This window comes from Marinobacterium sp. xm-d-564 (assembly GCF_013283345.1).
GTDB lineage: Bacteria > Pseudomonadota > Gammaproteobacteria > Pseudomonadales > Balneatricaceae > Marinobacterium_E.
This window is the reverse complement of record NZ_WBYO01000002.1, coordinates 30,411-56,761: the sequence shown is the minus strand read 5'-3', so window position 1 is coordinate 56,761 and position 26,351 is coordinate 30,411. Positions and strand designations below refer to the sequence as shown.

General features: G+C 48.6%; 31 protein-coding genes. 11 read left to right on the top strand and 20 right to left on the bottom strand.

The features are described from left to right. Positions 1 to 70: 70 nt before the first annotated feature. The 5 genes from XMD564_RS02630 (at position 71) to XMD564_RS02610 (ending at position 2,575) form a co-directional block, all read left to right on the top strand. Positions 71 to 751 (top strand): Bax inhibitor-1/YccA family protein, encoded by a 681-nt coding sequence (locus tag XMD564_RS02630; RefSeq protein ID WP_173481588.1) that lies wholly within the window; start codon positions 71 to 73, stop codon positions 749 to 751. Between the two features lie 433 nt (positions 752 to 1,184). Next, positions 1,185 to 1,583 (top strand): sulfurtransferase complex subunit TusD, encoded by a 399-nt coding sequence (gene tusD, locus XMD564_RS02625; protein ID WP_173495395.1) that lies wholly within the window; start codon positions 1,185 to 1,187, stop codon positions 1,581 to 1,583. Continuing rightward, positions 1,580 to 1,936: a sulfurtransferase complex subunit TusC gene (gene tusC, locus XMD564_RS02620; RefSeq protein WP_173481590.1), complete on the top strand. Its 357-nt coding sequence runs from the start codon at positions 1,580 to 1,582 to the stop codon at positions 1,934 to 1,936. The genes tusD and tusC overlap by 4 nt, the downstream gene beginning before the upstream one ends. Continuing rightward, positions 1,929 to 2,234, top strand: a complete 306-nt coding sequence (tusB, locus tag XMD564_RS02615; protein WP_173495394.1) for a sulfurtransferase complex subunit TusB — start codon at positions 1,929 to 1,931, stop codon at positions 2,232 to 2,234. The genes tusC and tusB overlap by 8 nt, the downstream gene beginning before the upstream one ends. Beyond that, entirely contained in the window at positions 2,234 to 2,575 is a 342-nt protein-coding gene (locus XMD564_RS02610; RefSeq protein WP_173481592.1) for a TusE/DsrC/DsvC family sulfur relay protein, read from the top strand. Before tusB ends, XMD564_RS02610 begins: the two co-directional genes overlap by 1 nt. 5 nt (positions 2,576 to 2,580) lie before the next feature. Here the strand turns inward: XMD564_RS02610 and XMD564_RS02605 are convergent, their stop codons facing one another. From XMD564_RS02605 to XMD564_RS02550, 12 genes are all read right to left on the bottom strand, one after another. Next, complete coding sequence (locus XMD564_RS02605) at positions 2,581 to 3,360, bottom strand: TatD family hydrolase (protein ID WP_173495393.1); 780 nt, start codon at positions 3,358 to 3,360, stop codon at positions 2,581 to 2,583. 27 nt (positions 3,361 to 3,387) lie between these two features. Further along, positions 3,388 to 3,741 (bottom strand): PilZ domain-containing protein, encoded by a 354-nt coding sequence (locus XMD564_RS02600; RefSeq protein WP_173481594.1) that lies wholly within the window; start codon positions 3,739 to 3,741, stop codon positions 3,388 to 3,390. Further along, positions 3,741 to 4,727 (bottom strand): DNA polymerase III subunit delta', encoded by a 987-nt coding sequence (locus XMD564_RS02595; RefSeq protein WP_173483196.1) that lies wholly within the window; start codon positions 4,725 to 4,727, stop codon positions 3,741 to 3,743. The genes XMD564_RS02600 and XMD564_RS02595 overlap by 1 nt, the downstream gene beginning before the upstream one ends. Next, positions 4,724 to 5,350: a dTMP kinase gene (gene tmk, locus XMD564_RS02590; RefSeq protein ID WP_173483197.1), complete on the bottom strand. Its 627-nt coding sequence runs from the start codon at positions 5,348 to 5,350 to the stop codon at positions 4,724 to 4,726. The genes XMD564_RS02595 and tmk overlap by 4 nt, the downstream gene beginning before the upstream one ends. Beyond that, entirely contained in the window at positions 5,350 to 6,387 is a 1,038-nt protein-coding gene (gene mltG, locus XMD564_RS02585; RefSeq protein WP_173481597.1) for an endolytic transglycosylase MltG, read from the bottom strand. Before mltG ends, tmk begins: the two co-directional genes overlap by 1 nt. A gap of 67 nt (positions 6,388 to 6,454) precedes the next feature. Beyond that, the gene (gene fabF, locus XMD564_RS02580) at positions 6,455 to 7,693 is read right to left on the bottom strand and encodes a beta-ketoacyl-ACP synthase II (protein WP_173481598.1); all 1,239 of its coding nucleotides are present in this window, start codon (positions 7,691 to 7,693) and stop codon (positions 6,455 to 6,457) included. Between the two features lie 82 nt (positions 7,694 to 7,775). Then, positions 7,776 to 8,009 carry an acyl carrier protein gene (acpP, locus tag XMD564_RS02575; protein WP_173481599.1) on the bottom strand — a complete coding sequence of 78 codons (234 nt, stop codon included), beginning with the start codon at positions 8,007 to 8,009 and terminating at the stop codon, positions 7,776 to 7,778. Between the two features lie 175 nt (positions 8,010 to 8,184). Further along, entirely contained in the window at positions 8,185 to 8,928 is a 744-nt protein-coding gene (fabG, locus tag XMD564_RS02570; RefSeq protein ID WP_173481600.1) for a 3-oxoacyl-ACP reductase FabG, read from the bottom strand. A gap of 10 nt (positions 8,929 to 8,938) precedes the next feature. After that, positions 8,939 to 9,880 carry an ACP S-malonyltransferase gene (gene fabD / locus XMD564_RS02565; protein WP_173507741.1) on the bottom strand — a complete coding sequence of 314 codons (942 nt, stop codon included), beginning with the start codon at positions 9,878 to 9,880 and terminating at the stop codon, positions 8,939 to 8,941. An 83-nt stretch (positions 9,881 to 9,963) separates the two neighbouring features. Continuing rightward, on the bottom strand, positions 9,964 to 10,977 hold the full coding sequence (gene plsX / locus XMD564_RS02560) for a phosphate acyltransferase PlsX (protein ID WP_173481602.1): 1,014 nt from the start codon (positions 10,975 to 10,977) through the stop codon (positions 9,964 to 9,966). Between the two features lie 9 nt (positions 10,978 to 10,986). Continuing rightward, positions 10,987 to 11,166, bottom strand: coding sequence for a 50S ribosomal protein L32 (rpmF, locus tag XMD564_RS02555; RefSeq protein ID WP_173481603.1), 180 nt, complete (start codon positions 11,164 to 11,166; stop codon positions 10,987 to 10,989). Between the two features lie 32 nt (positions 11,167 to 11,198). After that, positions 11,199 to 11,705, bottom strand: coding sequence for a YceD family protein (locus tag XMD564_RS02550; RefSeq protein WP_173481604.1), 507 nt, complete (start codon positions 11,703 to 11,705; stop codon positions 11,199 to 11,201). A gap of 130 nt (positions 11,706 to 11,835) precedes the next feature. Here XMD564_RS02550 and XMD564_RS02545 point away from each other — a divergent pair, with 130 nt between their 5' ends. Then, complete coding sequence (locus XMD564_RS02545; RefSeq protein WP_173481605.1) at positions 11,836 to 12,432, top strand: nucleoside triphosphate pyrophosphatase; 597 nt, start codon at positions 11,836 to 11,838, stop codon at positions 12,430 to 12,432. A 14-nt stretch (positions 12,433 to 12,446) separates the two neighbouring features. On the opposite strand, the gene XMD564_RS02540 is transcribed toward XMD564_RS02545, so the two are convergent. Together XMD564_RS02540 and XMD564_RS02535 are read right to left on the bottom strand one after the other, a co-directional pair. Next, positions 12,447 to 13,502: a S49 family peptidase gene (locus XMD564_RS02540; protein WP_173481606.1), complete on the bottom strand. Its 1,056-nt coding sequence runs from the start codon at positions 13,500 to 13,502 to the stop codon at positions 12,447 to 12,449. Position 13,503: 1 nt separating this feature from the next. Beyond that, positions 13,504 to 14,151 carry an HAD-IA family hydrolase gene (locus XMD564_RS02535; protein WP_173481607.1) on the bottom strand — a complete coding sequence of 216 codons (648 nt, stop codon included), beginning with the start codon at positions 14,149 to 14,151 and terminating at the stop codon, positions 13,504 to 13,506. Between the two features lie 23 nt (positions 14,152 to 14,174). Here XMD564_RS02535 and XMD564_RS02530 point away from each other — a divergent pair, with 23 nt between their 5' ends. Beyond that, complete coding sequence (locus XMD564_RS02530; protein ID WP_173481608.1) at positions 14,175 to 14,801, top strand: lytic transglycosylase domain-containing protein; 627 nt, start codon at positions 14,175 to 14,177, stop codon at positions 14,799 to 14,801. 287 nt (positions 14,802 to 15,088) lie between these two features. Here the strand turns inward: XMD564_RS02530 and rraA are convergent, their stop codons facing one another. From rraA to ppsA, 3 genes are all read right to left on the bottom strand, one after another. Then, positions 15,089 to 15,574 (bottom strand): ribonuclease E activity regulator RraA, encoded by a 486-nt coding sequence (rraA, locus tag XMD564_RS02525; RefSeq protein WP_173481609.1) that lies wholly within the window; start codon positions 15,572 to 15,574, stop codon positions 15,089 to 15,091. A 19-nt stretch (positions 15,575 to 15,593) separates the two neighbouring features. Next, positions 15,594 to 16,424 (bottom strand): S1-like domain-containing RNA-binding protein, encoded by an 831-nt coding sequence (locus tag XMD564_RS11550; protein ID WP_173507740.1) that lies wholly within the window; start codon positions 16,422 to 16,424, stop codon positions 15,594 to 15,596. A 100-nt stretch (positions 16,425 to 16,524) separates the two neighbouring features. After that, a complete protein-coding gene (ppsA, locus tag XMD564_RS02515; protein WP_173484298.1) occupies positions 16,525 to 18,894 on the bottom strand; it encodes a phosphoenolpyruvate synthase in 2,370 nt (789 codons plus the stop codon). A 161-nt stretch (positions 18,895 to 19,055) separates the two neighbouring features. Between ppsA and XMD564_RS02510 the strand changes: the two genes are divergently transcribed. The 3 genes from XMD564_RS02510 to XMD564_RS02500 are packed head-to-tail and all read left to right on the top strand — an operon-like array spanning position 19,056 to position 20,983. Continuing rightward, entirely contained in the window at positions 19,056 to 19,874 is an 819-nt protein-coding gene (locus XMD564_RS02510) for a pyruvate, water dikinase regulatory protein (RefSeq protein WP_173481611.1), read from the top strand. Between the two features lie 9 nt (positions 19,875 to 19,883). Further along, entirely contained in the window at positions 19,884 to 20,426 is a 543-nt protein-coding gene (locus XMD564_RS02505) for a DUF2889 domain-containing protein (RefSeq protein WP_173481612.1), read from the top strand. 5 nt (positions 20,427 to 20,431) lie between these two features. Further along, a complete protein-coding gene (locus XMD564_RS02500) occupies positions 20,432 to 20,983 on the top strand; it encodes a hydrolase (protein ID WP_173481613.1) in 552 nt (183 codons plus the stop codon). A gap of 58 nt (positions 20,984 to 21,041) precedes the next feature. On the opposite strand, the gene XMD564_RS02495 is transcribed toward XMD564_RS02500, so the two are convergent. Continuing rightward, entirely contained in the window at positions 21,042 to 21,368 is a 327-nt protein-coding gene (locus XMD564_RS02495; RefSeq protein ID WP_173481614.1) for a hypothetical protein, read from the bottom strand. A 52-nt stretch (positions 21,369 to 21,420) separates the two neighbouring features. Continuing rightward, positions 21,421 to 23,223, bottom strand: coding sequence for a protein-disulfide reductase DsbD (gene dsbD, locus XMD564_RS02490; RefSeq protein WP_371740242.1), 1,803 nt, complete (start codon positions 23,221 to 23,223; stop codon positions 21,421 to 21,423). A 186-nt stretch (positions 23,224 to 23,409) separates the two neighbouring features. Between dsbD and XMD564_RS02485 the strand changes: the two genes are divergently transcribed. Next, positions 23,410 to 24,477: a 3-deoxy-7-phosphoheptulonate synthase gene (locus XMD564_RS02485; RefSeq protein ID WP_173481615.1), complete on the top strand. Its 1,068-nt coding sequence runs from the start codon at positions 23,410 to 23,412 to the stop codon at positions 24,475 to 24,477. Between the two features lie 58 nt (positions 24,478 to 24,535). On the opposite strand, the gene dld is transcribed toward XMD564_RS02485, so the two are convergent. Next, a complete protein-coding gene (gene dld / locus XMD564_RS02480) occupies positions 24,536 to 26,257 on the bottom strand; it encodes a D-lactate dehydrogenase (protein WP_173481616.1) in 1,722 nt (573 codons plus the stop codon). Positions 26,258 to 26,351: the final 94 nt, after the last annotated feature.

The window sequence follows — 26,351 nt, the reverse complement described above, 5'->3', positions numbered from 1 at the left end:
AGATAGCTATAAAACTAAAGCGTTCAGGTTGAAATAAACCGAACCAAACCAGCAACGAGAAGAGGACATTATGGCCACTTACGACAGTATCAACACACAAGCACAGGGTGCCGTACGCGATACCAATAAAATGATTCGCAACACATACATGTTGCTTGCGATGACCATGGTATTCAGTACCGTCACTGCCGTTATCTCTATGGCGATCAACCCACCGTTTATCGTCTACCTAGGAAGCATCATTGTCAGCTTCATTATGCTTTTTGTCATCAACAAGAAGCAGAATACAGCCGCTGCACTCCCACTGACCTTCCTTTTCACAGGTCTAATGGGTTTTGGTCTAGGCCCTATCCTTAACTCCTACCTAGCACTTCCTAATGGCGGTCAAATTGTAGCGACGGCTCTGGGTATGACTGCAGTAACCTTCTTCGGTCTAACTGGCTACGTCATGTCTAGCCGCCGTGATTTCAGCTTCATGGGTGGATTCCTAGCTGCGGGCTCTATCGTACTGATCGTAGCGATGCTTGCGATGTTCATTCTGCCTCTGTTCGGTGTGGATGTATCAGGCATGCAGCTTGCCTTCTCTGCCGCGGTTGTATTCCTAATGGCAGGTTTCCTTCTGTACGATACAAGCAACATCATCAACGGTACCTACACTAACTACATCATGGCGACGGTGGGTCTCTACCTAAACGTCTACAACTTGTTTGTTCACCTACTGAGCCTAGTGGGTGCGTTTAACGACGACTAATTTGTTGTTTGAGTTTCTTTTAAAATCCCCGCAATAGCGGGGATTTTTTGTTGGAGGCATATCGAAGATGTGGCGATCTTTTCGGTGGCAGTAATTTGCTCCTGCAATGACTGCATATAGACCATCCCTGGACTTAACTGGCCTTCAGCCTGTCAACCGCTGGTAGACTTTACTGCCAATCTGGAAAACACCGATAAAGCAGATGACAGGCTGAAGCCAGTCACTGGTGCCGTTAGCTAAATTCACGTTAATACACATCGCGGCCTTTTCAAGACCGCTCCAACATTGCCAGATTCGAACTTCATGCCAGTCGTCCACGTCCGATCGAGAGTGCCAATGGCCAGCCTTTAGGCTGGGTATTCGCTTTTGATCTTCAATAACAAAACACCCACAAAGATGTGCCTATCAAAAATAAGTTGTTAGAATTCTCTCCATGAAATACACCCTCATCATTCAATCCGCGCCGATCGATCATCAGAGCAGCTATACCGCTTTGCGCTTTGCTCGTGCGCTTTTGAAGGCGGGTCATAGCATTGAGCGCCTATTTTTTTATGGTGCTGGGGTTCACAATGCGACCAGTCACAGTGTTGCTCCGCAAGATGAGTTAAACCTGCCTGAGCAGTGGCAGCAGTTTGTTACTCAACACTCACTGGATGCTGTTGTCTGCATTGCGGCGGCGGTACGGCGTGGGGTTATTAACTCAGCGGAGAGTAGCCGCTACAGCAAGACGGGTGACAATTTAGCGGACGGCTATGATCTATCGGGTCTGGGGCAGCTAGTCGCCAGTGCGGTGGAATCTGACCGTGTCGTTACCTTTGGGGCTGGTTCATGAAACAGTTTCTTGTGATCACCTCTTCAGCACCTTATGGAAGCGCTCAAGCCCGAGAGGCAACTGACCTTGCACTGGCTGCCGCTCTGTTTGATCAGAAGGTCTCTCTTCTGTTTCAGGGTGATGGCGTGTTCCAACTGCTACCGGATCAAAACCCAGCAGTGATAGAGCAGAAAAACCTTTCCGCCATGCAGCAGGCGCTTCCGCTCTACGATGTAGAGGATCTGTTCTATTGTGCTGACTCTTTAGAGGAGCGAGGCATTACTCAAGACAAGCTTGCTCTGCCGGCAAAAGCGTTGAGTCGTTCTGAGATCGCACTACTCATTCGCCAACAGGATCATATTTTCCATGTCTAGCTCCAACGACAAGATCAGAGGCACTCTCTACATCGTCAATACACCGCCTAACAGCCCCAACAAGCTTCAGGCATGCCTTGAGCTACTGCAGGCTGATGATCATCTACTTCTTATCGAAAATGGCGTCTACTGGGCTTCTGAAGGCTTAAGCCGTTCATTACAAGAACTACCCTGCCCCGCGACGGTTTTAGAGTGCGATTGCCAGGCTCGTGGGGTCGTTAGTTCATTACCGACCTGTAGCGATGGTGGGTTTGTCGATCTGACGATTCAGTATCCGCGCTCTGTGAGTTGGTTCTAATGAGTGATCTGCTGGTTAACGGTGTTAGCTACCCATTGGATGCCGAAGGGTACCTAGAAAATTTAACTCAGTGGAATGTTGAGCTGGCTGAGTCCTTTGCAGAGAGCATTGATCTAGAGCTTACAGAAGCTCACTGGGAATTGATTGACCTGATGCGTCAGTTCTATCAAGAGTTTGAACTATCCCCTGCGATGCGTCCGTTCATCAAATACACCACACTGCATCTGGGGGCTGATAAAGGGAAAAGTATCTACCTAATGCAGCTCTTTCCTGGCGAGGGTAGCCCGGTTAAACGTATTGCCCTGATTGCAGGACTGCCTAAACCGGACAACTGTCTGTAGGTTATCTAAACCGCTTTTTTGAACAGGCGGTGGAAGTTAGCCGCTGAACGTTCAGCCACCTCTTCTACTCGTAGCCCTTTAAGATCAGCAACGCACTGTGCGACTTCTGCGACGTAACCTGGTTGGTTCGGTTTACCGCGATAAGGTACAGGCGCTAGATAGGGTGAATCGGTCTCAATGAGGAACTTATCCAATGGAACCGCTTTAACGACCTCGCGAAGATCTGCGGCGTTCTTAAAGGTGATAATGCCTGAGAAAGAGATCATAAAGCCGAGCTCAATTGAGCGCATCGCCATCTCCATCGTCTCTGTAAAACAGTGCATCACCCCAGCAGTCTTTGGATCCGCATGCTCCTGCATCACCTCAAGCGTCTCTTCTCTCGCTTCACGTGTGTGAATGATGACGGGGAGATCCAACTCACTTCCCAGCTTTAAGTGGTTAGCAAAACTCTCTACCTGCTGCTCTTTGGTATCCGTCTTATAGAAGAAATCGAGTCCAGTCTCACCTAAGGCAACGACACGCTGATTAGCCGCAACGGCATGGCGAATCTGAGCTTCATCCCAAGGACTCTCTTCGACGTGGCATGGGTGAATGCCAACCGAAGCGTAGACATCAGACTGTCCCTCTATCGCCTCCAACATCGCAGGGTAGAGATTCATATCGATACCGACACAGAGCATTTTAGATACACCGCGTTGACGCGCATCATTAAGCAGCTCAGTCAGTGAATCGTTATGTTTGGAGAGATCTAAACGGTCTAAGTGACAATGAGAATCGATGAACATGATTGTAAACTTTGAAAACGATGAAAATTAAATGGTAAGGGTTTGACGGCCCGATTCGTGTGCACCCGCAAGGTAGGTATCAATCTTCTTAAGCAGCTCAGTCTCGTCAGATGAGAGTTGAATGCCAATCCCCGGCACTTTACCGCCCTGCGCATTCTTGGGTGTTTGCCAAACCACTTTGCCGGTGACAGGGATCTTATCAGGCTCCCCCATTAACGATAGTAGTAGAAAGATCTCTTCGCCTAGCTCGTACTGATCTTTGGTTGGTATAAACAGACCACCACGCTCTAAAAACGGCATGTAAGCACGATAGAGATCCTCTTTCGTATGTATAACGAGACCGAGGATGCCGTGATTTTCTGATTTAACTGTCTCAACCATTACTTAACACTCAACTCTTTCCAATCAAAAAACAGTTTCTCTAATAGTAGCTGCTTATTGGGGTTTAGGTGGCGTTGGATCGCGTTTAATTCAACTTGAACTGACTCATAGAGTTTCAGTACACGGCTTGCATTCGCCTGTTTTGCAACTGAATCCACCATCTTACGCATATCCAAGTTGATACGAGGCTGTTCATCCTGCGCCATCTGAATTCTAACAATATCACCCAACAGAGATTGCCACCAAATTAGAGGCAGACGCAGATCCTCTTTTTGGTATTTCTCTGCCAAGGCGACTGGGCTGACTCGTGCACGCAACAGATCGGCCAAGCCACCCAGAAAATTGGCACGAAGATCAATCGCACCGCCGGACTTCCATTCGTAAGCTGTTAATGGAGCTCCTTGCGCTAACCCCAAGTAACCTTTGGCTTTTTCCGGTGGTAGCTGAAGCTTTTCGGCCAACCAATCGGTCGCCAAACCGGCTTCAGGCAGGCTAAATTCAACTCTTTGACAACGACTACGAATGGTCGGCATCACTTGACCTAACTGGTGAACAATCAACAGAATGAGTGTGTTATTGCCAGGTTCTTCGAGGGTTTTCAACAGAGCATTGGCCGCAGAGATATTCATCTCTTCTGCAGGATCGATGATCAAGACGCGATAACCACCCTGCTGCGCAGTGCCGTGCAAGCGATCAATGGTTTCGCGCACCTGATCAACTTTGATCACCTTGCCGGCCTCTTCAGGTGAAAGGTGAAGCAGATCCGGATGCGTTTCGTGCTGAATCAGCTCACAGGTTTTACACTGACCACAGGGTTCTGAACCCCTAGGGTTATTACAGAGCAAGCGTTTAGCGAGGTGCTCAGCAAACGCACGTTTACCCACCCCTTTATGCCCAGCCAATAGCAGCGCATGAGGTAATTTATTATCAGCGATCAACTGATCAATACGCTGCCAATACTCTGCCTGCCAAGGAAGAATGCTCACAAGGCAACTCCAAACTCACGCAGCACCGCCGCAATTTGGGCTTGAACCTGAGGAATGGAAGGCTCTGCATCAATAATTCGAATGCGTCCGTTTGAAGCCGCTGCACGCTCTAGGTAACGATCGCGTACCCGACCAAAGAAGCTCATCTCCTCTTGCTCGAAGCGATCGAGCGCAGCTCGTGCACGCGCACGGCTCATACCTACCTCAACCGGTAGGTCTAGCAGTAGGGTTAAGTCGGGTTGAAGATCGGACAACACCAACGACTCTAGCTGATCAATAGTCGTTTGATTCATCGCTCGGCCACCACCCTGATAAGCATGAGTCGCATCGATAAAACGATCACAAAGCACCCATTTACCTTCAGCCAAAGCGGGTTTAATGAGGGTCTCAACATGCTGTGCTCGAGCAGCAAAGACAAGAAGGAGTTCTGTCATCTCGGACATCGATTCAGATCGCGGGGTCAAAAGCAGCTCACGAACCTGTTCAGCCAATTCAGTTCCACCCGGTTCACGTGTCACGACCAGATCGATACCCGACGATTCGAGACAGTCTTGAATGTAGTCTAAGTTGGTCGTTTTACCGACCCCTTCACCACCTTCGAGTGTAATGAACTTGCCTTGCATTAGTTGGCCTCTGGTGTAGAACGATAATCTTTGCGACGTTTCAATTGATACTCTCTTACGGCGCGATTGTGTTGCTCTAGTGTATCTGAAAACTGGTGCGAACCGTCACCTTTGGCGACAAAATAGAGCGCCTTACCAGGCTCAGGATTAAGCGCTGCGACAATCGCATCCTCCCCTACCAATGCAATTGGCGTAGGAGGGAGCGCTGGAATTCTATAAGTGTTATAGGGTGTCGACTCTTTTAAATGCTTACGTGTCAGATTGCCCTGATAACGCTCACCTAAGCCATAGATCACGGTTGGATCGGTCTGCAGTCGCATACCCCGATTCAGACGACGAATGAAGACACCCGAGATCTGCCCCCGCTCACTACTCAAACCCGTCTCTTTCTCGATGATAGATGCCAGAATAAGGGCTTCGTAGGAACTCTCAAGCGGCAATGTTATATCACGACTCTGCCAATGCTTATCTAACACATCATTAAGCATTCTGTGTGCACGAAGCAGCAGTTCTTTGTCCGTTGTACCCCGCTCAAAATAGTAGGTCTCGGCTAAAAATAGGCCTTCAGATGAATCGACATTGAGGCCCAGTTCAGTCGACAAACTGGCGGCATCCGTAGCACTCAATGTTTTCTCAAGCAGTTCATTGTCTGCAAGAGAGGCCAGCATCTCTTTAACGGTTGCCCCCTCAATAAGGGTCACTCGATACTGCACAGATCGACCCGATATGAGACGATCAAGCAGGGTCTCTAGGGTATCACCCACCCTTACCTCATACTCGCCGCTGCGCAACTTGGTGAGTTCTGGCTGAAGCTTAAACAGTAACTTAAGTTTGAACGGCTCATCCAACCAGTGACGATCGGATAGCTCTTGAACCAAGCGTGAGGCCGTATAGCCAGTAGGAACCGTCAAGGTGGTTGGTTGCTGGAGCGCTAGACGCTGTTTAGGAAGATCAAGAACGGACTGATATTGGCTCCACCCAACAGAGGCAAGCACCATAAAAAAAGCAACAAATACTATGACTGTTCGTTTTAACAAACCTAAACCCAATGAGTATTAGCAATCAGTATGAGTCGGGGCCGATAGGCACCCGACTCAACCGTCGCTAGATCTTGTTAAAGACGAGTGTACCGTTGGTACCACCAAAGCCAAATGAGTTGGACATAGCGGCAAATAGCTTCGCCTCTTGGGCCGTGTGAGCCACATAGTTAAGGTCACAGCCTTCACTTGGGTTATCCAAGTTGATCGTAGGCGGCGCTACTTGATCACGAAGAGCCAGCACACAGAAGGCTGCTTCGACAGCACCTGCAGCCCCTAAAAGGTGACCAATCATAGATTTAGTCGAGCTCATACGGACATCTGAAGCAGCGCTTCCCAATACCGCTTTAGCCGCATTGGATTCCGCAATATCACCCGCCGGAGTCGATGTGCCGTGTGCATTGATGTAGTTGATTTGATCGACGTTCAGACCGGAATCTTTAATCGCATTAGTCATCGACAGAGCAGCACCGGCACCATCCTCTGGTGGTGAAGTCATGTGGTAGGCGTCATCACTCATACCAAAGCCACTCAACTCACAGTAGATCTTCGCACCACGCGCTTTAGCATGCTCATAGGACTCAAGTACCAACATTCCGGCACCATCACCCAGCACAAACCCATCACGATCACGATCCCAAGGACGACTTGCTGCTTGTGGATCGTCGTTACGACTCGACAAGGCACGCGCAGCGGCAAAACCACCCAAACCAAGTGGCGTTGTCGCCATCTCAGAGCCACCTGCGATCATCACATCAGCATCACCGTATTGAATCATGCGCATCGCATGACCAATGTTGTGGGTACCGGTTGTACAGGCGGTTGTGATCGCAATATTCGGTCCACGGAAGCCATATTTAATGGCTAGGTTACCTGCGATCATATTGATGATACTGCCAGGAACGAAAAATGGAGAGACTCGACGAGGGCCTGACTTATTCAGTATGTCGTGTGTGTTTTCAATCATTGGTAGACCACCGATGCCGGAGCCAATGGCACAACCAATGCGTGGTGCATTCTCTTCTGAGACTTCAATACCGGAATCTTCAACTGCTTGAATAGCAGCCACCATGCCGTATTGAATGAACAGATCCATCTTACGAGCCTCTTTAGGGTTGAGGTAAGGCTCTAGTTGAAAATCTTTAACAGATGATGAGAAACGTGTGCTGAAAGCCGAAGCATCAAAATGCTCAATTGGGCCTGCACCACTCTTTCCCGCAAGAATATTTGACCAAGTGTCATCGACCGTTTGACCAACAGGTGTTAATAGACCAAGACCTGTGACTACAACTCGATTGCGCGACATCTAAAACTCTCCGATGGGCTAATAAAAGAAAAGCCGCAACTACTCTAGGCAGGTGCGGCTTTTCGAACGTACGTAGAACCGATTACTGGTTAGCGTTAACGTAGTCGATTGCTAGCTGAACTGTAGTGATTTTCTCAGCTTCTTCATCAGGAATTTCAGTTTCGAATTCCTCTTCAAGAGCCATTACTAGTTCAACAGTGTCAAGTGAATCAGCACCGAGGTCTTCTACGAAAGAAGCTTCGTTAGTCACTTCTTCTTCTTTAACACCAAGTTGCTCGGCGATAATTTTCTTAACGCGATCTTCAATATTGCTCATATCGATTCCTATAATGTTTCAACGCCCACTGTATCTATACTGACACTTTGGGAATTTTAGAAAACCGCTGCTTACATAAAAGATAAGCAACAATTGTTAACTGGGTGCAATTATCCGCTATCTGATGGAAATTACAACCTTTTATACGGTAAAAAACCACACCTAAACGGGGGTTTTAACCCATGTACATACCACCGTTGACCTGGATCGTTTCACCGGTCACATAACCGCCAGATTCGCTGCATAAAAAACCAACGACTGCTGCGATCTCTTCAGGCTTACCTAGACGTGACAGTGATATCTGAGACTGCAGCATCTCTTTATGTGCTTCAGGTAGATCAGCCGTCATATCGGTATCGATGAAACCAGGCGCAACACAGTTGACCGTCACGTTACGACTACCTAATTCACGAGCCAATGCACGTGAGAAACCTTCCATACCTGCTTTAGCTGCTGCGTAGTTTGCTTGACCCGCGTTACCCATAGAGGCCACAACAGAGCTGACGCTGACCACACGACCCCAGCGCGCTTTTGTCATGCCGCGTAGAACACCTTTAACCATGCGGTAGACTGACGAAAGATTGGTATTCAGCACAGAATCCCACTCATCATCCTTCATACGCATCATCAGGTTGTCTTTAGTAATACCAGCATTGTTGACCAGAATGGTAACCGCACCGAACTCCTCTTGGATCTGTGCCAGTACCGCATCAACCGACTCTTTATCAGAGACGTTTAGTACATAACCTTTACCCGCATTACCGGCTGCAGCTAAGTATTCAGTGATTGCACTAGCACCACCTTCACTCGTTGCTGTTCCAAGAACGGTAGCGCCCTGTGCAGCGAGATTCTCTGCGATCGCTTTACCGATACCGCGGGTAGCACCTGTTACTAGCGCAACTTTATTTTCTAAACTCATCTTTTAATCCTTAGCTATTTTGTGCTTCTAGGGCTTTGTCTAGACCCGCAGAATCACCAATATTCAAAACGGTTAATGCGCGATCGACTTTCTTATTCAGACCCGACAGAACTTTACCTGGACCACACTCAACGGTGCGATCAACACCCAGTGCTAACATTGCTTGTACGCTCTCAGTCCAACGCACTGGACTGTACAGCTGCTGCACCAACAGATCACGCAATTCAGCAACATCTTCACAGGTCGATGCATTGACGTTGTGAATGAGTTTAATCGCTGGCAGTGTAATCTCAATCTTTGCCAATGCTTCAGCCAACTTCTCAGCTGCTGGCTGCATCAAAGCACAGTGAGAAGGCACCGATACAGGTAGCTCTATTGCACGTTTAGCACCCGACTCTTTACAAGCTTCCACACCACGCTCAACCGCTGCTTTCTCACCGGCAATTACGACCTGACCTGGGCAGTTAAAGTTAACTGCAGAGACCACTGCACCTTGAGCGGCTTGCTCACAAGCAGCCACAACAGCCGCGTCATCAAGACCAAGAATTGCCGCCATCGCCCCAGTACCAGCAGGAACCGCAGCCTGCATCAATTCGCCACGAAGGCGAACTAAACGCACACCGTCAGCCAAAGAGATAGCACCAGCACAAACTAGTGCAGAGTATTCACCCAACGAGTGGCCTGCGACTACTGATGGAGCTTCACCACCCTGCTGTTGCCATAGACGCCACAGAGCAACACTCGAAGTCAGCAGAACAGGTTGTGTATTCTCAGTGCTATTAAGAACCGCTTCAGGCCCCTCTTGAGCAATAGCCCAAAGATCCTGACCTAAGGCTTCAGAAGCCTCTTTAAACGTATCCGTGATAATAGAGTGCTGTGCAGCTAGATCACTCAACATACCGAGTGATTGTGAACCTTGGCCTGGGAAGACCAATGCAAGTGATTGAGACATGTTGTCCTCGATTAACTAGCGGAGATTAACTCCATAAAAAATCCTAGTACGGAGTTTACATCATATGAGGAATATCTGAACCCTTAAGGGGAACTGTTTAGATCGCGAGCAACCTGATCCGCTAACTGCTTAGACAGATTGGCTTTGAGCATATTCAAAGTGTTTTCCAAAGCCGCCTTAAAGTCATTAGCGTTCGCAGCACCATGACTTTTAACGACCAGACCATTCAAACCTAAAAACAGTGCACCATTTCTTTGACCTGAATCGAGCGATTTAGTCAGGGCTGTCAGCATTGGGCTAGCCAGCCATGCGATGACTTTACTGTAGAGTGAACCTGCAAACACCTGGCGCAGTCGATGAGCTAGCAGCTTAGCGACCCCTTCGCTACTCTTTAGGGCCACGTTACCGACCAGACCATCACAGACGATCAAATCCGCTTCACCAACAAACAGATCAGCGCCTTCAACAAAGCCGATGTAGTTCACCTCTGGAAGTTCCGCTATCTGAGCACTCGCTTCACGAAGCGTCTCGTTGCCCTTGGTCTCTTCAGAGCCTACGTTAAGCAGACCAATTTTTGGATCTCTACTTGTTGTAACCCGCACCAAAGCGCGCCCCAACACAGCAAACTGCTTTAGCATCTCTGGGGAAGAGTCTAAGTTAGCGCCCAAATCGACGACCTGACACTCGCCTTTCAAGGTCGGCATAGCTGCAGAGATAGCGGGACGATCGATCCCCTGAATCATTCCCAAGGTGCGTCTCGCAAGGGCCATCAAAGCCCCCGTATTGCCAGCACTCACAACGGCACAGGCCGAACCTGATGCGAGCTGATCCAGAGCTAACTGCATTGAGCTGTCCGAGCCTTCACGCAGAGCGGAAATTACCCTCATATCGGCCGTAATAACCGATGAAGCATGCACAAGGCTTAACTGTGAATTAGCGTCTTTAGGAAGATAGGGAGCGATCTGCTCTTGATCACCCACAAGGGTAATCGATAGATCAGGGTGATCTTTAAGAACTGCGAGGGAGGCCTCAACAGTAATACGGGGACCGAAGTCCCCGCCCATTGCATCAACAGCGATGCAATAACTGTGTTGCACGGCTAAGACTTACTCGTCGCCTTTTGCAACAACCTGACGACCGCGGTAGAAACCGTCAGCTGTCATGTGGTGACGACGGTGAGTCTCACCAGTAGTCTGTTCAACTGAAAGAGTTGGGTTGCTAAGTGCATCGTGTGAACGGCGCATATCGCGACGTGAACGAGACTTTTTGTTCTGCTGTACTGCCATGGTTTTTACTCCTGGATCTTACTTTACTAGCGCTACTTCTTAAGGCTCGCTAGCACACTAAATGGATTCGGTTTTTCAATCTGCTCCGCAGGTATCTCATCTTCGCCGAAGGACATTTTTACTGAACAGTCATCATGATAACAGACGGCTGGTAAACTCAGTATCAACTCTTCTCCGACCAAATCTGCAAGATTTACATCATCCTCTAACAGTAGAGGATCATAGTAACGGGGCAAATTCTTGGCCTGCTCTTCGTTTAACACAACGGCTAAACTGAACTCTGCTTCCAATTGCAATGTCACTGGCTCCAAGCAACGTTGACACTGTTGCTGAACTTCAACGTTCGCTTGTCCGGTCACAGTTCTTAGCTTCTGCTCATCAAGGGCAAAAGCCAGTTCTACATTGACATCACCACAGGGACTGACCAGCAAGGAGCAGAGCTGAGGCATAGATTGCAATGCAATAGTGCCTGTTAAAACTGCTTCCCGCTCGGCAAGTTTCCGAGGGTCGACTTTTTTCGGAAGAGGGCCGTTCGACATAAGCGCGCAATTCTAGGGATCTGAAGCCCAACTGTAAAGGAATATATGCCATTAATTGAGGATATTTGTTAGGTTAGAGCCTCTTTAGCTAACAAAAGCCCAATCTGCACAAAATCGCAGCGGAATATCGATGAAAAGCCACCAATTACCGATCGTTTTAGCCTCAAGCTCAAAATATCGCCGCGAACTACTGTCTCGCATTTTAAATGAGTTTGAACACGCCTCTCCCGACATCGATGAGACGCCAATAGCCGGTGAGTCTCCAGAGGCTTGTGCGGCTCGTTTAGCCCAACTGAAAGCCAAGGCGTTAGCTAAAGAGTTCCCTGCACACTGGATTATAGGGTCTGATCAACTGGCTACGCTTGACCAGCTGATTCTTGGCAAACCTTTAACCAAAGAGAGAGCGATTACCCAGCTCTCTTTGTGCAGCGGTCGGCGTGTCAGCTTTCTAACCTCTTTGGCGCTTTTCAACAGCCAAACTGAGGAGACTAGAGAGTATCTAGAAGAGGTTGTCGTGACCTTTAGAGAACTGTCAGACGCAGAGATCACAGCTTACATTGATCGCGAGCAACCGCTGGACTGCGCAGGCAGTTTTAAATGCGAGGGGTTAGGTATCACTCTGTTTGAGTCGATTGAGAGCAGAGACCCTAATACTCTAATTGGCCTGCCACTGATTGGGTTAAACCATCTATTACTAGAAGCGGGCATCAACCCGCTTCTAAAATAGACGCTATTAGCGATCTATTTGAACTGGATAGAGCTCGTTATACCGAGAGTGTTCATAACCTGACTGGCCACCCCAACACCTAGACGCTCTGCCAAGCGTTCAACCGCGTTTGGACGGTAGCTGTAATCAATTAGATGATCGGTATTAAACTGTTCGCGAGCAACAGAGCTAGCACTGCCTAACCCATCAATCAAACCCAATTCAACGGCCTGTTCACCTGTCCAGATTAGTCCAGAGAACAGCTCAGGGTTATCAGCAAGACGATCACCCCTACCCTGCTTCACAGCGTCAATAAACTGTTGGTGAGTAGTATCCAACACAGATTGCCAAAAGCGCTTCTGTTGATCCGAGAGCGGCTGGAAAGGGTCTAGCAGTGCTTTGCTGTCGCCTGCGGTAAGAGCACGGCGTTCAACCCCTAGCTTCTCCATCAAATCGACAAAACCAAATCCACTTGAAATGACCCCAATTGAACCTACCAGGCTGGCTTTATCCGCATAGATAGCGTCCGCGGCACTGGCTAGGTAATAACCGCCACTGGCGCCAATATCGGTAATAACGGCCATCACCGCCTTATCAGGATAGAGTGCACGGAGTCGAACAATCTCATCATAGACGTAACCGGCTTGAACAGGACTACCACCCGGGCTGTTAATACGCACAATAACACCGAGACTGTCAGATGCCTCAAACGCATCGCGCAGAGAGGTGATCAACAGATCAGCACTGGCTTCGCTGCTGTCTGAAATAACGCCACGCACTTGAACCACTGCCACATGTGGCTTAGAGATCTCCTCAATGGAGGCGAACTTCTCACTCCACAGAAAAAAGCCTGCGATACCAAACAGATAGATAAAGGTCAGAGACTTGAAGAAGATGCCCCAACGGCGAGATCGGCGCTGCTCACGGTTGACGTTATCAACCAGCTTTTCAAGCAAGCGCCAGCTTTTTGAATCGGTACTGTCTACAGCAGGCTGATCACTCTTCTCATTAGTTTGCACAACCGTTCCACTAGCCTGCTCAATACTCTCTTTTGAATCACTAGGCTTTTCACCCCAAGGATTGTGTTCCACATTAACTCCTTAACCAATCCACTAACTCATTAAAATGATCAAACACCTGCAACGGTTCAAAGGCATGCAGATCATCCACCTCATGCACCCCATAGCTCATAGCCACTCGATCAATACCCGCACTGCGCGCCATCTCCAAATCATAACTGGTGTCACCAATCATAAGGACTTCGCTAGCATCCAAACCTGTCTCTTCTAGGATCTCATGCAGCATCAAAGGATCTGGCTTGGATGCCGTCTCATCAGCACACTTGGTCAGTTCAAAATGGCCCGCCAACTCTGTATCAGACAGGACGCGATCCAAACCACGGCGGCTTTTTCCAGTCGCGACCGAGAGTCGATAGCCATGCTGTTTGAGTAGCCCCAGTCCATCAAATGCACCGTCAAATAGCGCCGTGGGTGTCTGATCAACCTCTAGATAGTGTTTACTGTAACCCTGCCGAATGAGCTCTCGCGTTGCGGCATCACATTCAGGCATGACTTTAAGAATAGCCTCTGGCAAGCCAAGGCCAATAATATCTCGCACTGACTCATCACTGGGGATTCTTAGACCTAGCTCACGCGTAGCGCCCTGAAAACTGGATACGATACGCGCTTGAGAATCGATTAAAGTTCCATCCCAATCGAAAATAAGTAGCCTATACTTCACGTAAACCTCAAAGTTTGAGCATTATGTATTTAAACAAGCGTCTAACACTGCTGTCGACACTGCTGATAGTCAGCTCAGTCTACAGCACCTCTGCGAAAAGTGAGAGTTCGCAGACCATCTATAAATTTCGCAACGAGTCAGGCGTGCTCTCGTTCAGCGATCGACGCCCTAAACAGACCACTCATTATGAAATACTCAAATTTGACTGTTATGCCTGCCGGTCAAACCCATCAATCGATTGGCACACTGTGCCTCTAAACACTCGAGACTTTCGCAGCATTACACAAATCGCCGCCAACCAAGTCAAGGTTGACGAATCTCTTATTCGCGCCGTGATTCATGCGGAGTCGGCATTCAAAAGCAACGCGCTCTCTTCACAAGGGGCAATGGGTTTGATGCAGCTAATGAAAAAGACAGCACTCTCCCTAGGTGTCGAGAACCGACAGGATCCTAGCGCGAACATCTTTGCCGGGAGCCAATACCTAAAAGAGCAGCTAGAGCAGTTTGGTGACACAAAATTGGCCCTAGCAGCCTACAACGCAGGGCCAACGGCTGTGAAACGTTACCAAGGCATACCACCCTATCCCGAGACAGAGCGCTACATTGAACGTGTAATGATTCTTAAAGCACGCTACGACAAGGTTCTTTAAGGCAATAAAAAACCGCAGGCCGGATAAAGGGGGAGTTCCAGGCTGCGGTCAGCAGTAATAACTGCTCATTTAGAGGCTTTCAAGCTGGTGATTTACCAAATAGGGCTTAAAAAATGCCCTGCTTGTAGAACAGTAGACCCTCTGTGAAGTCTTTTAGTTCCGTGAATCTGTAACTTTTTTTGAAAAAATTTTAAATCTTTTTAAAAACAACAACTTATAAGATATAAAAAATTACAGCCGCTCAACTAAGAACGGGCTGTGGATAATAGACCTAAGCTGGTTAATTTTCAATCAATCGTTAACTCTTTTTCGCTAACCAGCAGACCGTTGTTATCAGCGTAGAGATATTCACCCGGAATGAAATCAACACCGCCAAAACGAAGCGTGACATTTAATTCGCCCGCCCCTTTTTTCTCGGTCTTCAACGGGTGGCAGCCCAACGCTTGAACACCTAGGTCAAGATCACCAATGGCATTCACGTCACGGATACAGCCGTAGATAACAATACCCGACCAGCCATTCTTGACTGCTTTCTCAGCCAGCATGTCGCCCAACATCGCGCGACGCATAGAGCCACCGCTATCAACTACCAGCACTCGACCTTCACCAGGTAGAGCAACTTGTTCACGAACCAAGGAGTTATCTTCAAACGCTTTGATCGTCACGATCTTTCCGCTAAAGCGTTCACGACCGCCAAAGTTACCAAACATCGGTTCAAGAATGCGCACATCATCTTCATAGCGATCGCACAGTTCGGGTAGTAGATCTTCCATCGATTTCTCCTGATAGATTTTAAGATTTTAAACGAAGGCCATCCGCTTCAATTTGGATCTTGCCCTCTTTCAACAGCTGACCAATCGCCATTTTGTAGGCTTTTTTACTGCAACCAAAACGGGCATTAATCGCTTCAGGCGGACTCTTATCACCCAGTGGACAGAAGCCGCTGTTCGCCTCCAACTCAGCCAACAGCTTATCGGCAACAGACCCGACTCGTTTATAACCAGGTGGCGTCAGCATAAGGTCAATCTGTCCATCCTCACGAACCTGCTTAACATAGCCCGTCAGACGCTGACCCAATTTCAAATGCTGAGTGAGGTCTTGACGATGGATAAGGCCTTCATAGCGATCATTGATGATGCAGAGCATGCCTAAGTCAGTCATACGCCAGGGCAGCATTTCAACCAGCATCTCTTTGTTTAGGTCGGTTGGGTTGGACTCAAGATAACGATCCGTTTTCATTGAGGCCGCGATACGGTTCGAGTTATCAATGTAGATGAAGACATTCACCCACAGACCTTCCGTCACATCACGCTGCTGCCCTGAGAAAGGCATCAGCAGATCTTTAGATAGTCCCCAATCCAGGAAAGCACCTATCGGCGTGGTCTCTTTAACACGCAGTCGAGCGAATTGACCCACTTCCGCTTTGGGATGCGCCAAGGTCGCGATCTCTTGATCTTGGGAGTCAAGGTAGACAAACACACGCAGCTTATCGCCAGGCTTAGTACCTTCAGGCACTTCACTTCGAGGGAGCAGTATGCCGCCACCATCACCTGTCTCTAAATAGACACCGTATGGACTCTCTCGCAACACCGTTAATTGATTGCGCTTACCGAGTTCAAACACGCCTCTCTCCCAATATTAAAAACCCTATGATAACCGGTTAGGCCAGAACGAAAAACGGCCAGGGAGTGAATCCTGACCGTTTTTAAGGATTTAGCCTCTTTTAGGCTTTGTCATTCGCCAAGTAGAACCAGGTATCCATGACTGAATCAGGGTTGAGTGACACACTGTCGATACCCTGCTGCATCAACCAACGGGCAAGATCAGGGTGGTCCGAAGGTCCTTGTCCACAGATACCCACATATTTACCCTGCGCCTTACAGGCGGTAATCGCCATCTCAAGAAGACGCTTAACCGCTTCGTTTCGCTCATCGAACAGATGCGCGATAAGACCCGAATCACGGTCCAAGCCGAGTGTCAGCTGAGTCAGGTCGTTCGAACCAATTGAGAAGCCGTCAAAGTACTCAAGGAACTGGTCAGCGAGTAGTGCGTTGGATGGGATTTCACACATCATGATCAACTTAAGACCGTTCTGTCCGCGCTGAAGCCCATTCTCCGCCAACAGATCTACGACCTGTTTTGCCTCGCCTGGTGTGCGTACGAACGGCACCATGATCTCAACATTGGTTAGACGCATCTCATCACGGACACGTTTCAATGCACGACACTCCAGCTCAAAACAGTCACGGAAGTCTTCAGAGATGTAGCGAGCAGCACCACGGAAACCAAGCATTGGGTTCTCTTCATGCGGTTCGAACGATTGACCACCGATCAGGTGACCGTACTCATTGGATTTGAAGTCCGACATACGAACGATCACTTTCTTAGGGTAGAAAGCGGCCGCAAGCGTTGAGATACCCTCAGTCAATTTATCAACGTAGAAATCAACAGGCGATTTGTAACCTGCGATGCGGCGTTCAATAACCTGACGCACATCACGTGGTTGCTCCTCTAGATTAATCAACGCTTTCGGGTGAACACCAATCATTCGGTTGATAATGAACTCTAAACGCGCCAGACCAACACCAGCATTCGGCAGTGATTGGAAGTCAAAGGCACGGTCTGGGTTACCCACGTTCATCATAATGTCGAACGGCAGCGATGGCATCTGTTCAACATTGTTTGTAGTGTGTTCAAAGTCTAGACAACCCGCGTAGACGTAGCCTGTATCACCTTCTGCACAGCTAACAGTCACCTCTTGGCCGTCAGTCAGTGCAGAGGTTGCATCACCACAGCCCACGATAGCAGGAATACCTAACTCACGTGCAATGATCGCCGCGTGACAGGTACGACCACCACGGTTCGTTACGATCGCTGATGCACGTTTCATAACCGGCTCCCAATCTGGGTCGGTCATATCCGTTACCAACACATCACCATCCTGAACGGTGTGCATCTCATCAAGTGACTTAACAAGACGAACAACACCGGCGCCAATTCGGTGACCAATCGAACGACCTTCAACGAGGACCTGACCCTTCTCTTTCATCAGGTAGCGTTCGATCACGGTTTTTTGTGTCTGACTGCGAACCGTTTCTGGACGAGCCTGAACGATGTAAAGCTGACCATCATCCCCATCACGAGCCCACTCGACATCCATTGGACGGCCGTAGTGGTTCTCAATGATGACGGCAATGCGCGCCAACTCTTCTACCTCTTCATCCGTCACACAGAAACGGTTGCGATCCGCATAAGAGACATCGACCGTCTCTACCGCCTTACCCGCACTGTGCTCATCCGTGTAGATCATCTTGATCGCTTTAGAGCCCATGGTACGACGAAGAATCGCAGGAGCGTTCTGCTTTAGAGTGGGTTTGTAGACGTAGAACTCATCAGGGTTAACTGCGCCCTGAACAACGGTTTCGCCCAAACCGTACGCGGCGGTGATGAAGACAACGTGCTGGAAACCTGATTCTGTGTCCAATGAGAAGAGAACGCCCGATGCGCCGGTCTCACTGCGAACCATGCGTTGAATACCCGCAGATAGCGCTACTTCAGCGTGAGTAAATCCTTTGTGAACTCGGTAAGAGATGGCGCGATCGTTATATAGGGAAGCAAACACCTCTTTGATCGCGTGTTTAACATTATCTAGGCCTTTAATATTTAGGAAGGTCTCTTGCTGGCCAGCAAAAGAGGCATCTGGCAAATCTTCTGCAGTCGCCGATGAGCGCACTGCGACACTGATCTCAGCTTGGCCATCCAACATCTCTGCGTAAGCTGTTTCGATCGCAGCATCCAATTCAGGTTGAAAATCCGCATCCATAATCCACTGACGAATCTGACCGCCAGTTTCCGCCAATGCACGCGTATCATCTGCATCCAGCTCATCAAGACGTGCATTAATACGATCCGCCAAACCACCATAGGCTAGGAACTCTCGATACGCTTCGGCAGTCGTGGCAAAGCCACCCGGTACACGCACACCGGCTTCACTCAATTGACTGATCATTTCACCAAGAGAGGCATTCTTACCACCTACTTTTTCCACATCGGTCATGCGCGCCTGATCAAGACGAATCACGTATTCTGTCAAAGCACTATCTCCTAAACTTTGGTCGTTAAACTGAGTATTTACTACCCAATACACGCCATACTAGAGGAAGAAAAGAGAAATAAAACCCCCTTTTAAAAATGTAATTTCGCTACAAAAACTCTAGTATAGGGCATTGAATTTAGTCGAATTGAGTATCCAAAATGAAGCGCACCGCTTTCTTTATATCGGACGGAACCGGCATCACAGCTGAAGTTCTTGGTAACAGTCTGCTTAGCCAATTTGAGTCGGTAGAGTTTGAAGAGATCACCCTTCCCTACATCGATACACCCGAAAAGGTCGAAGCCGTTATTCAACGCATTAACGAAACAGGCAAACAAGACGGACATCGTCCAATTGTGTTCGATACCTTTGTTAATGCAGAGTACCGCGCAATGATCGCTGATGCTGAGTCCTACAACATCGACATCTTCTCGACCTTTTTAAAACCGCTTGAATCCGAGCTCGATACCGCATCGACCTACACGGTTGGTAAATCACACGCGATTAACCAAATTGATCGCTACAAGGCCCGTATCGATTCGGTTAACTTTGCGTTGGATAACGATGACGGCGCCAGAACTCAGCAGTACAAAGAGGCTGACATTATCCTAGTAGGTGTCTCCCGTTGCGGTAAAACACCCACCTGCCTCTACATGGCACTGCAGTACGGTATTCGCGCCGCCAACTACCCACTGACCGAAGAGGATATGGGCGGTGAAGATCTACCCGATATTCTTAAGCAGCACCGTGAAAAGCTGTATGGATTGACCATCGATCCGTTCCAGCTTGCCGCGATTCGTAATGAGAGACGCCCAAACAGCCGATACTCGTCACTCGACCAATGCGATCTTGAGACTCGCACGGCTGAGCGCTATTTCCGCCAGAACAATATGCAATCGATCAATACCACCAACTTCTCGATTGAAGAGATCAGTACACGCATCATGGCCGATGCTAATCTCAATCGACGCATTGTTTAGGAGCCTATCATGCCACTACCCACACCGGCTGCGAGGACGCATCGCCATACACGACAGGTCACCTGCACTGGCTATCAGCGTGAAGATGGGCTTTGGGATATTGAAGGCCATCTCGTCGATACCAAAGCTGATGAGATGCCATTAAGTGAATTTATCTTAAAAGCGGGCGACCCACTGCACGATATGGCGATCCGCCTGACTGTTGATCTTGATCTGAACATACACGCCGTTGAAACCACGATGGATGCCACCCCCTACACAATGTGTCCAGGTATCGCACCGGTATATAAACAGTTAGAGGGAGAGTCGATTAGACCCGGCTTTACCAAAAAGGTGAGAGATCTGTTTGGCGGCATTCAAGGCTGTACACACCTGGTTGAGCTATTAGGTCCAGTAGCGACAACGGCCATACAAGTCACCTTTCAAGAGCGCCATCGATTAGCAAAAAGCACGGCTGAATCACCGGTTTCCGCGCAACTCAACAGCTGCCACACCTACGCTGAAGACTCGCCTGTCGTCGAACAATATTGGCCCGAACTCTATAAAGGTTAACCAGTATGGCACTGATCGACAGAGATAACTGCACGCTATTCGTAATTGATGTTCAGGGGAGGTTGCTACCGGCTGTGCAATCACCAGAACAGACCCTCGCTAATACCGTCGCACTGGTTGAGGTGGCGCAACTTCTTGAGATACCCATCGCCTACTCTGAACAGTATCCACAAGGTCTTGGAGCCACTGAAGAGTCGCTACTATCGCTTCTTGAAGGTAAGGCTGAGCGGTTCGAAAAACAGAGCTTTTCATGCGTAAGTGAACCACAGATAAAAACCGCGTTGAATCAGTGGGAGCGCAAACAGATCATCATTGCAGGCATGGAGACACATGTCTGTGTTCTTCAAACAGTCTTAGAACTTAGTGAAATGGGATTTCAGGTTTTTGTGGTCGAAGACGCTGTCAGTTCACGAAAGGCCGAGGATAAAGTGCTGGCTCTTAAGCGAATGCAACAAAACCAAGTGACCCTGGTTTCAAAAGAGATGGTGATGTTTGAGTGGTTAAAGCGTGCCGATCATCCTAAGTTTAAAGAGATCAGTAGAGAGTTCATTCGATAGATAGCTAGAAACAGAAGAGCCAGCTATTTGCTGGCTCTTTAGCAACTAAAATTAATGACTACTCTTGTGGGAACTTGTAGTAGGTCTTGTTGAGGTAAGCCGTAACATCGGCAACCTCTTCCGGGAACCAGCCGACATTCATCTTGTCGTTACAGCCCTGAACCCAGGCCTGTTCAAGATTTTTATAGCTGGAAGCCATACGGTCTGAACGAGTGTAAAAGGCAGGTTCGTGACAGGTTGCGCAGGTCACATCATCACGCATTTCGCCGTTAATCTCTCGCTCAAAATAGGTTTCATCATAAAGCTCCTTGCCGTTATCCGCGTCGGCAGCAAGTGCTACGACAGGGGTCAACAGAAGGGCTGCAAACAGAGTACTTTTTTTCATTTTCATCACTCCAAAGAGCAGGACAATTGTCTTGCCTAAGCTCAGTTATTGCTTAAAGTTGATTGCTCATTTGTAAAAACTGTTCTGGCGAGGGTACACCCACCAGAGTTAACTCTTTTCGATACTGACCAAGTCCATCATAAAAGATAAGCGTTGGCGGACCAAGTACTTCATAGCGCTTTGTAAGCTGCTTCGACGCGTCATCATTAGCCGTCACATCTACTTTTACCAGCAACATTTGCGCCATCCTGTTCTGAACGGCTGAGTCAGCGAAAGTGACGTAATCCAGCTCCTTACAGGAGACACACCAATCCGCGTAGTAATCCAGTAAAACAGCCTGTCCTCTCGATTTAGCCAGGCTCAATTGAGCGTCTAAATCGGTTGGATTGGTCACGGTTACAAACTCAATCTTCGCTGCAGTCGTGGCTTCACTTGTCGATACGAGGCCTTTCAATGGGTAGATCAAACTCTTACCACCGGACAGAAGTCCTAGAGTTAAAGAGGCACCGTAAACGAGCAGGATAACCCCTACCCCTTTGGCGATCTTCTTAACACCATGAACTTCTGAGGCGTGGCTTTCAAAGACACCCATAAAGACAGAGGTGATGATTAGGATCAGCGCGACCAATCCCATCGTCACCTCAACCGGCACGATGCGATCTAACATCCAAACCGCCATCAAAAGAAGAACGACACCAAAACCGGCTTTGACACTCTCCATCCAAAGACCCGCACGTGGCATGTACTTGGCTGCAGAGGTGCCGATCAATATCAGAGGAATACCCATACCAATCGACAGTGAGAATAGTGCTAACCCGCCAATAACAGGATCACCCGTTTGACCAATATAGATCAAAGCGCCCGCCAACGGAGCAGCCATACAGGGACCCACAATCAGTGCAGAGAGGAAGCCCATAACAGCCACACCAACATAACTGCCACCTTTCTGTTTATCAGAATTGCGACTCAACCAGGTTTGAACAGAGGACGGCATCTGCAGCTCGTAAAAGCCAAACATAGAGCCTGCTAACAGAACAAACAGAAGACTGAAGAGAGCAATTACTGCAGGAGCCTGAAGTGCCGCTTGCAGATTCGCTCCAAACACTCCTGCCAGCACCCCAGCGATTGTGTAGGTCACCGCCATAGCCAGCACATAGATGATCGACAGGGCTAATCCATGCTTAGCATTAGTGTTGTGACCATGACCGGCAATAATGCCCGACAGAATGGGAATCATCGGAAATACACAGGGCGTCAACGACAGAGCCAAACCCGCTAAAAAGAAGACGCCAATCAAAGTCCAAGAGGAGCTACCTGATAGGGTTTGTAAGAACTGATCCTGCTCACTGACAATCTCTGTCGTAGTTGCGTCAGCTGAAGCTGTTTTTGTAGCCTGTAAAGCCTCCGATAGACCAGTGTAGGCAACCACACCAGTCACCGGTGGATAACAGATTCCCCCTTCCCAGCAACCTTGGTAGCTGACATCAAATTGACCCTCAGCCGATGCAGCGGTTTGACGCGCCAGCTCAACGGTCACCTCAGCGCGATCATGAAAGACCTCTACAACACCAAAGACAGGATCCTCTTTAGTATCAGTCGCGGAATCGGATCGGCTAACTTGGCTAACCCCTTCTGGAAGGGTTAACTCGATTCGATCTTGGTAGAGGTAGTAACGAGGCTCAATATCCCATACCAATAGAAAGCGGTTAGCATCCAGTTGCTGAGCACTGAATTTAAACGCCTGTTCAACCTCTAACGGCTCATCACTGTTACCACCAAACAGAGACGCATTGGCGCCTGACAGTGACAATATGAACGCCATTAACAGGCTGAGTGTGAATTTGATAGAACGCACAAAGTCCTCGCATTAAAACTTATCTATCGCAATAACGAAGATTTAAATTACACAGTTAGAGCTATTATTCCGTTTTGTCGGTCATAGATCACTAAAATTCGTATTTTATACTGACAGAGCCCTTAAACCAGACCATTGACTGTGTTACAAACGCTCTTCTTTCAAAGGATTATTCGGATTTAACCCATGACCGATACTCGTATTGACGATTTAAACGTCGAATCAAATGACCCACTGGTCACACCCAATCAGCTTAAAAAAGAGTTACCTCTGTCTGATAAAGCTGCCGCGAGCGTGATGGCCGGCCGCAACACCATCAAACAGATTCTTAAGCGCGAAGATAAGCGCCTGTTCATCGTGGTAGGCCCTTGCTCTATTCACGATCCAGAAGCCGCGATCGAATATGGTCGTCGCCTATTGAAGCTGCAAGAGCAAGTAAAAGATTCACTCTACCTAGTGATGCGAGTTTACTTTGAAAAACCACGTACCACCGTCGGTTGGAAAGGGTTGATCAACGACCCTCATATGAACGACAGCTTTGAGATTGAAGAGGGTCTTCGCATTGGTCGTAAGTTACTGCTTGATCTAGCTGAGATGGGCCTTCCTCTGGCGACTGAAGCATTGGATCCAATCTCACCACAGTACATGCAGGACCTTATTACTTGGTCAGCCATTGGCGCGCGTACCACTGAATCGCAAACCCACCGTGAAATGTCCTCAGGCCTATCTTGTGCCGTTGGCTTTAAAAACGGGACTGACGGAAGCTTAGATGTTGCTATTAATGCGATGCAATCGGTCAGCCACCCTCACAGTTTCTTGGGGATCAACTCAGAAGGTCAGGTATCCATCGTCCGCACTCGTGGTAACCAATACAGTCATGTCGTACTTCGTGGTGGTGCGGGACGTGCCAACTACGACACCGTCAGCGTCAATCTAACAGAGCAAGCGTTAGAGAAAGCGAAGCTGCCACAGAACATTATGATCGACTGTAGCCATGCTAACTCAAACAAAGATCACAACCGCCAGCCACTGGTGGCTAAGGATGCAATGCATCAGATCGTTCAGGGCAACCGCTCAATCATCGGTCTTATGATCGAGTCGCACATTAATGAGGGCAACCAGTCGATCCCTTCAGATCTCAGTGAATTGAAATACGGTGTATCGGTGACGGATGCCTGTATCAACTGGGAGACGACCGAAAGCTCACTGATTGAGATGAATGATCAGCTTGCTGAGATTCTAAAAACTCGATAAGCATCGATCGGATACAAAAAAGGGAAGCCATTGGGCTTCCCTTTTTCAATTCAACGGATCAGTGATGATCGCTGCCACAACCACAGGATGACTCACCCCAGTACTTCAACTTACTGGTTTGACCAATACCTGCGTTGAATCCATTGGTTGGATCCAGACTGCGGTAGAACTCTTTAAGCGCCTCTTTCGCAGCGTATTCATGACCAACGTTATGTTCCGCTGGGTATTCAGCACCACGCGCATCAAAGGTATCCAAAATCTGGTTCTTAACCGCTTTGGCATCAACACCGGGCTTCATGATGTAGTTCTGGTGCATGACGTGACAGAAGAAGTGACCATAGTAGACCTTAACGGCAATTTGATCCGCTAGCTCTTGTGGCAGCGTTTCAAACCAGTCGCGCTCATTACGCGGGAAGGCCACATCGATGGTCATAACCGCACCTAGTTTGTCGCCTTCCATGATCTTGTTACGTCCAATCGCACCACCCGCGACAAAACGGTGCAGAATCGCCTGCTCTGCTTCGCGCTCAGTACACTCGAAATACTCACCCTCATTCGTTTTAAAGAACTCATTGAGGTAAGCGCGCATCTCATCGACACACTCATTGCCTGTTTCGAGAATCCAGTGGTGTTCAAAGCGATCACGATACTCTTCCATGCTAGCCGGCAGATGATTTGGCCATAGGTAGCTCATCCACTGCAGCATCTTGTCCGAGAAGTTTTTCGGTAAAAAGCCTAGCTTATTGGTCCAACGATCAACCGTGCGTTTAATCGCGAACATCTTAGGCATGTAGGAAGCACCGAGTTTGTCGATCACGATGAACGAATCTTTACCGTACTTCTTAGAGACGTCATAACAGGTACGGTGAATGTACTCACCGGCGATAGGCAGATTCTTAAAGGTCGACAAGATATCGCGACGCATCTGCTCCATAACCGCAGGGTCATTAGTACCAACGTAGAACACCTGCTGTTTCTTTGGAATCTCGAAGGTATCCATACGCACAGCAAAGACGGCCAATTTACCGGCACAACCAGACGCTTCGTGCAGACGACGACCATCATTGTTGTAGCGAGAGGGTGTCTCAGCATCAATATCACGAATACGATCGTTGTACTCGTTATCGGAACCCAGCAGATCTGGGTACTGGACATCATCAGCGCGATAACGCTCGTACTGAAGATTTTCGAGCATCTCCTCAGGTGTATCACCCAAGTTGATTCCTAGATTGTTCACCAACTCCAACTCACCGTCGGCATTGATCTGAGCAAAGATAGACATCTCTGTGTAAGCAGGACCACGCTGAACCAGCGCACCGCCAGAGTTGTTACAGATACCGCCAACAATTGACGCACCGATACAAGAGGAACCGATAACAGAGTGAGGCTCACGACCGTATGGACGCAGGCGATCTTCCAGACCAAAGAGCGTTGAACCCGCAAGACCAACAATCTGTTTGCCCTGATCAATCAGGTGAATAGAGTCGATGCGCATGGTGCTGATGATCACGATAGGACGATCGTAATCGTCACCATTGGGAGTAGAGCCACCGGTCAAACCGGTATTCGCGGCCTGCATAATGACAATCACATCCGCTTTGACACAGGCTTGCAGACAGTGCCAAACCTCAACCAAGGTTCCAGGACGAACGACAGCTAATGCACTACCACCACCCAGACGAAAACCGGTAGCGTAAGGCGCCACACGATCAGATTCGGTTATTGCGTACTTCTTACCAACAATGGTTTGTAACTGCGAAATAAGTGCCTGAGTCGACATTATTCAAAGCCTCTATCTTGAAATCAGATGCGGATTATAGCGGATCCTGCGGGGAATTAAATTTAGCTTTCGCAATGCACAAAAAAAGAGATCA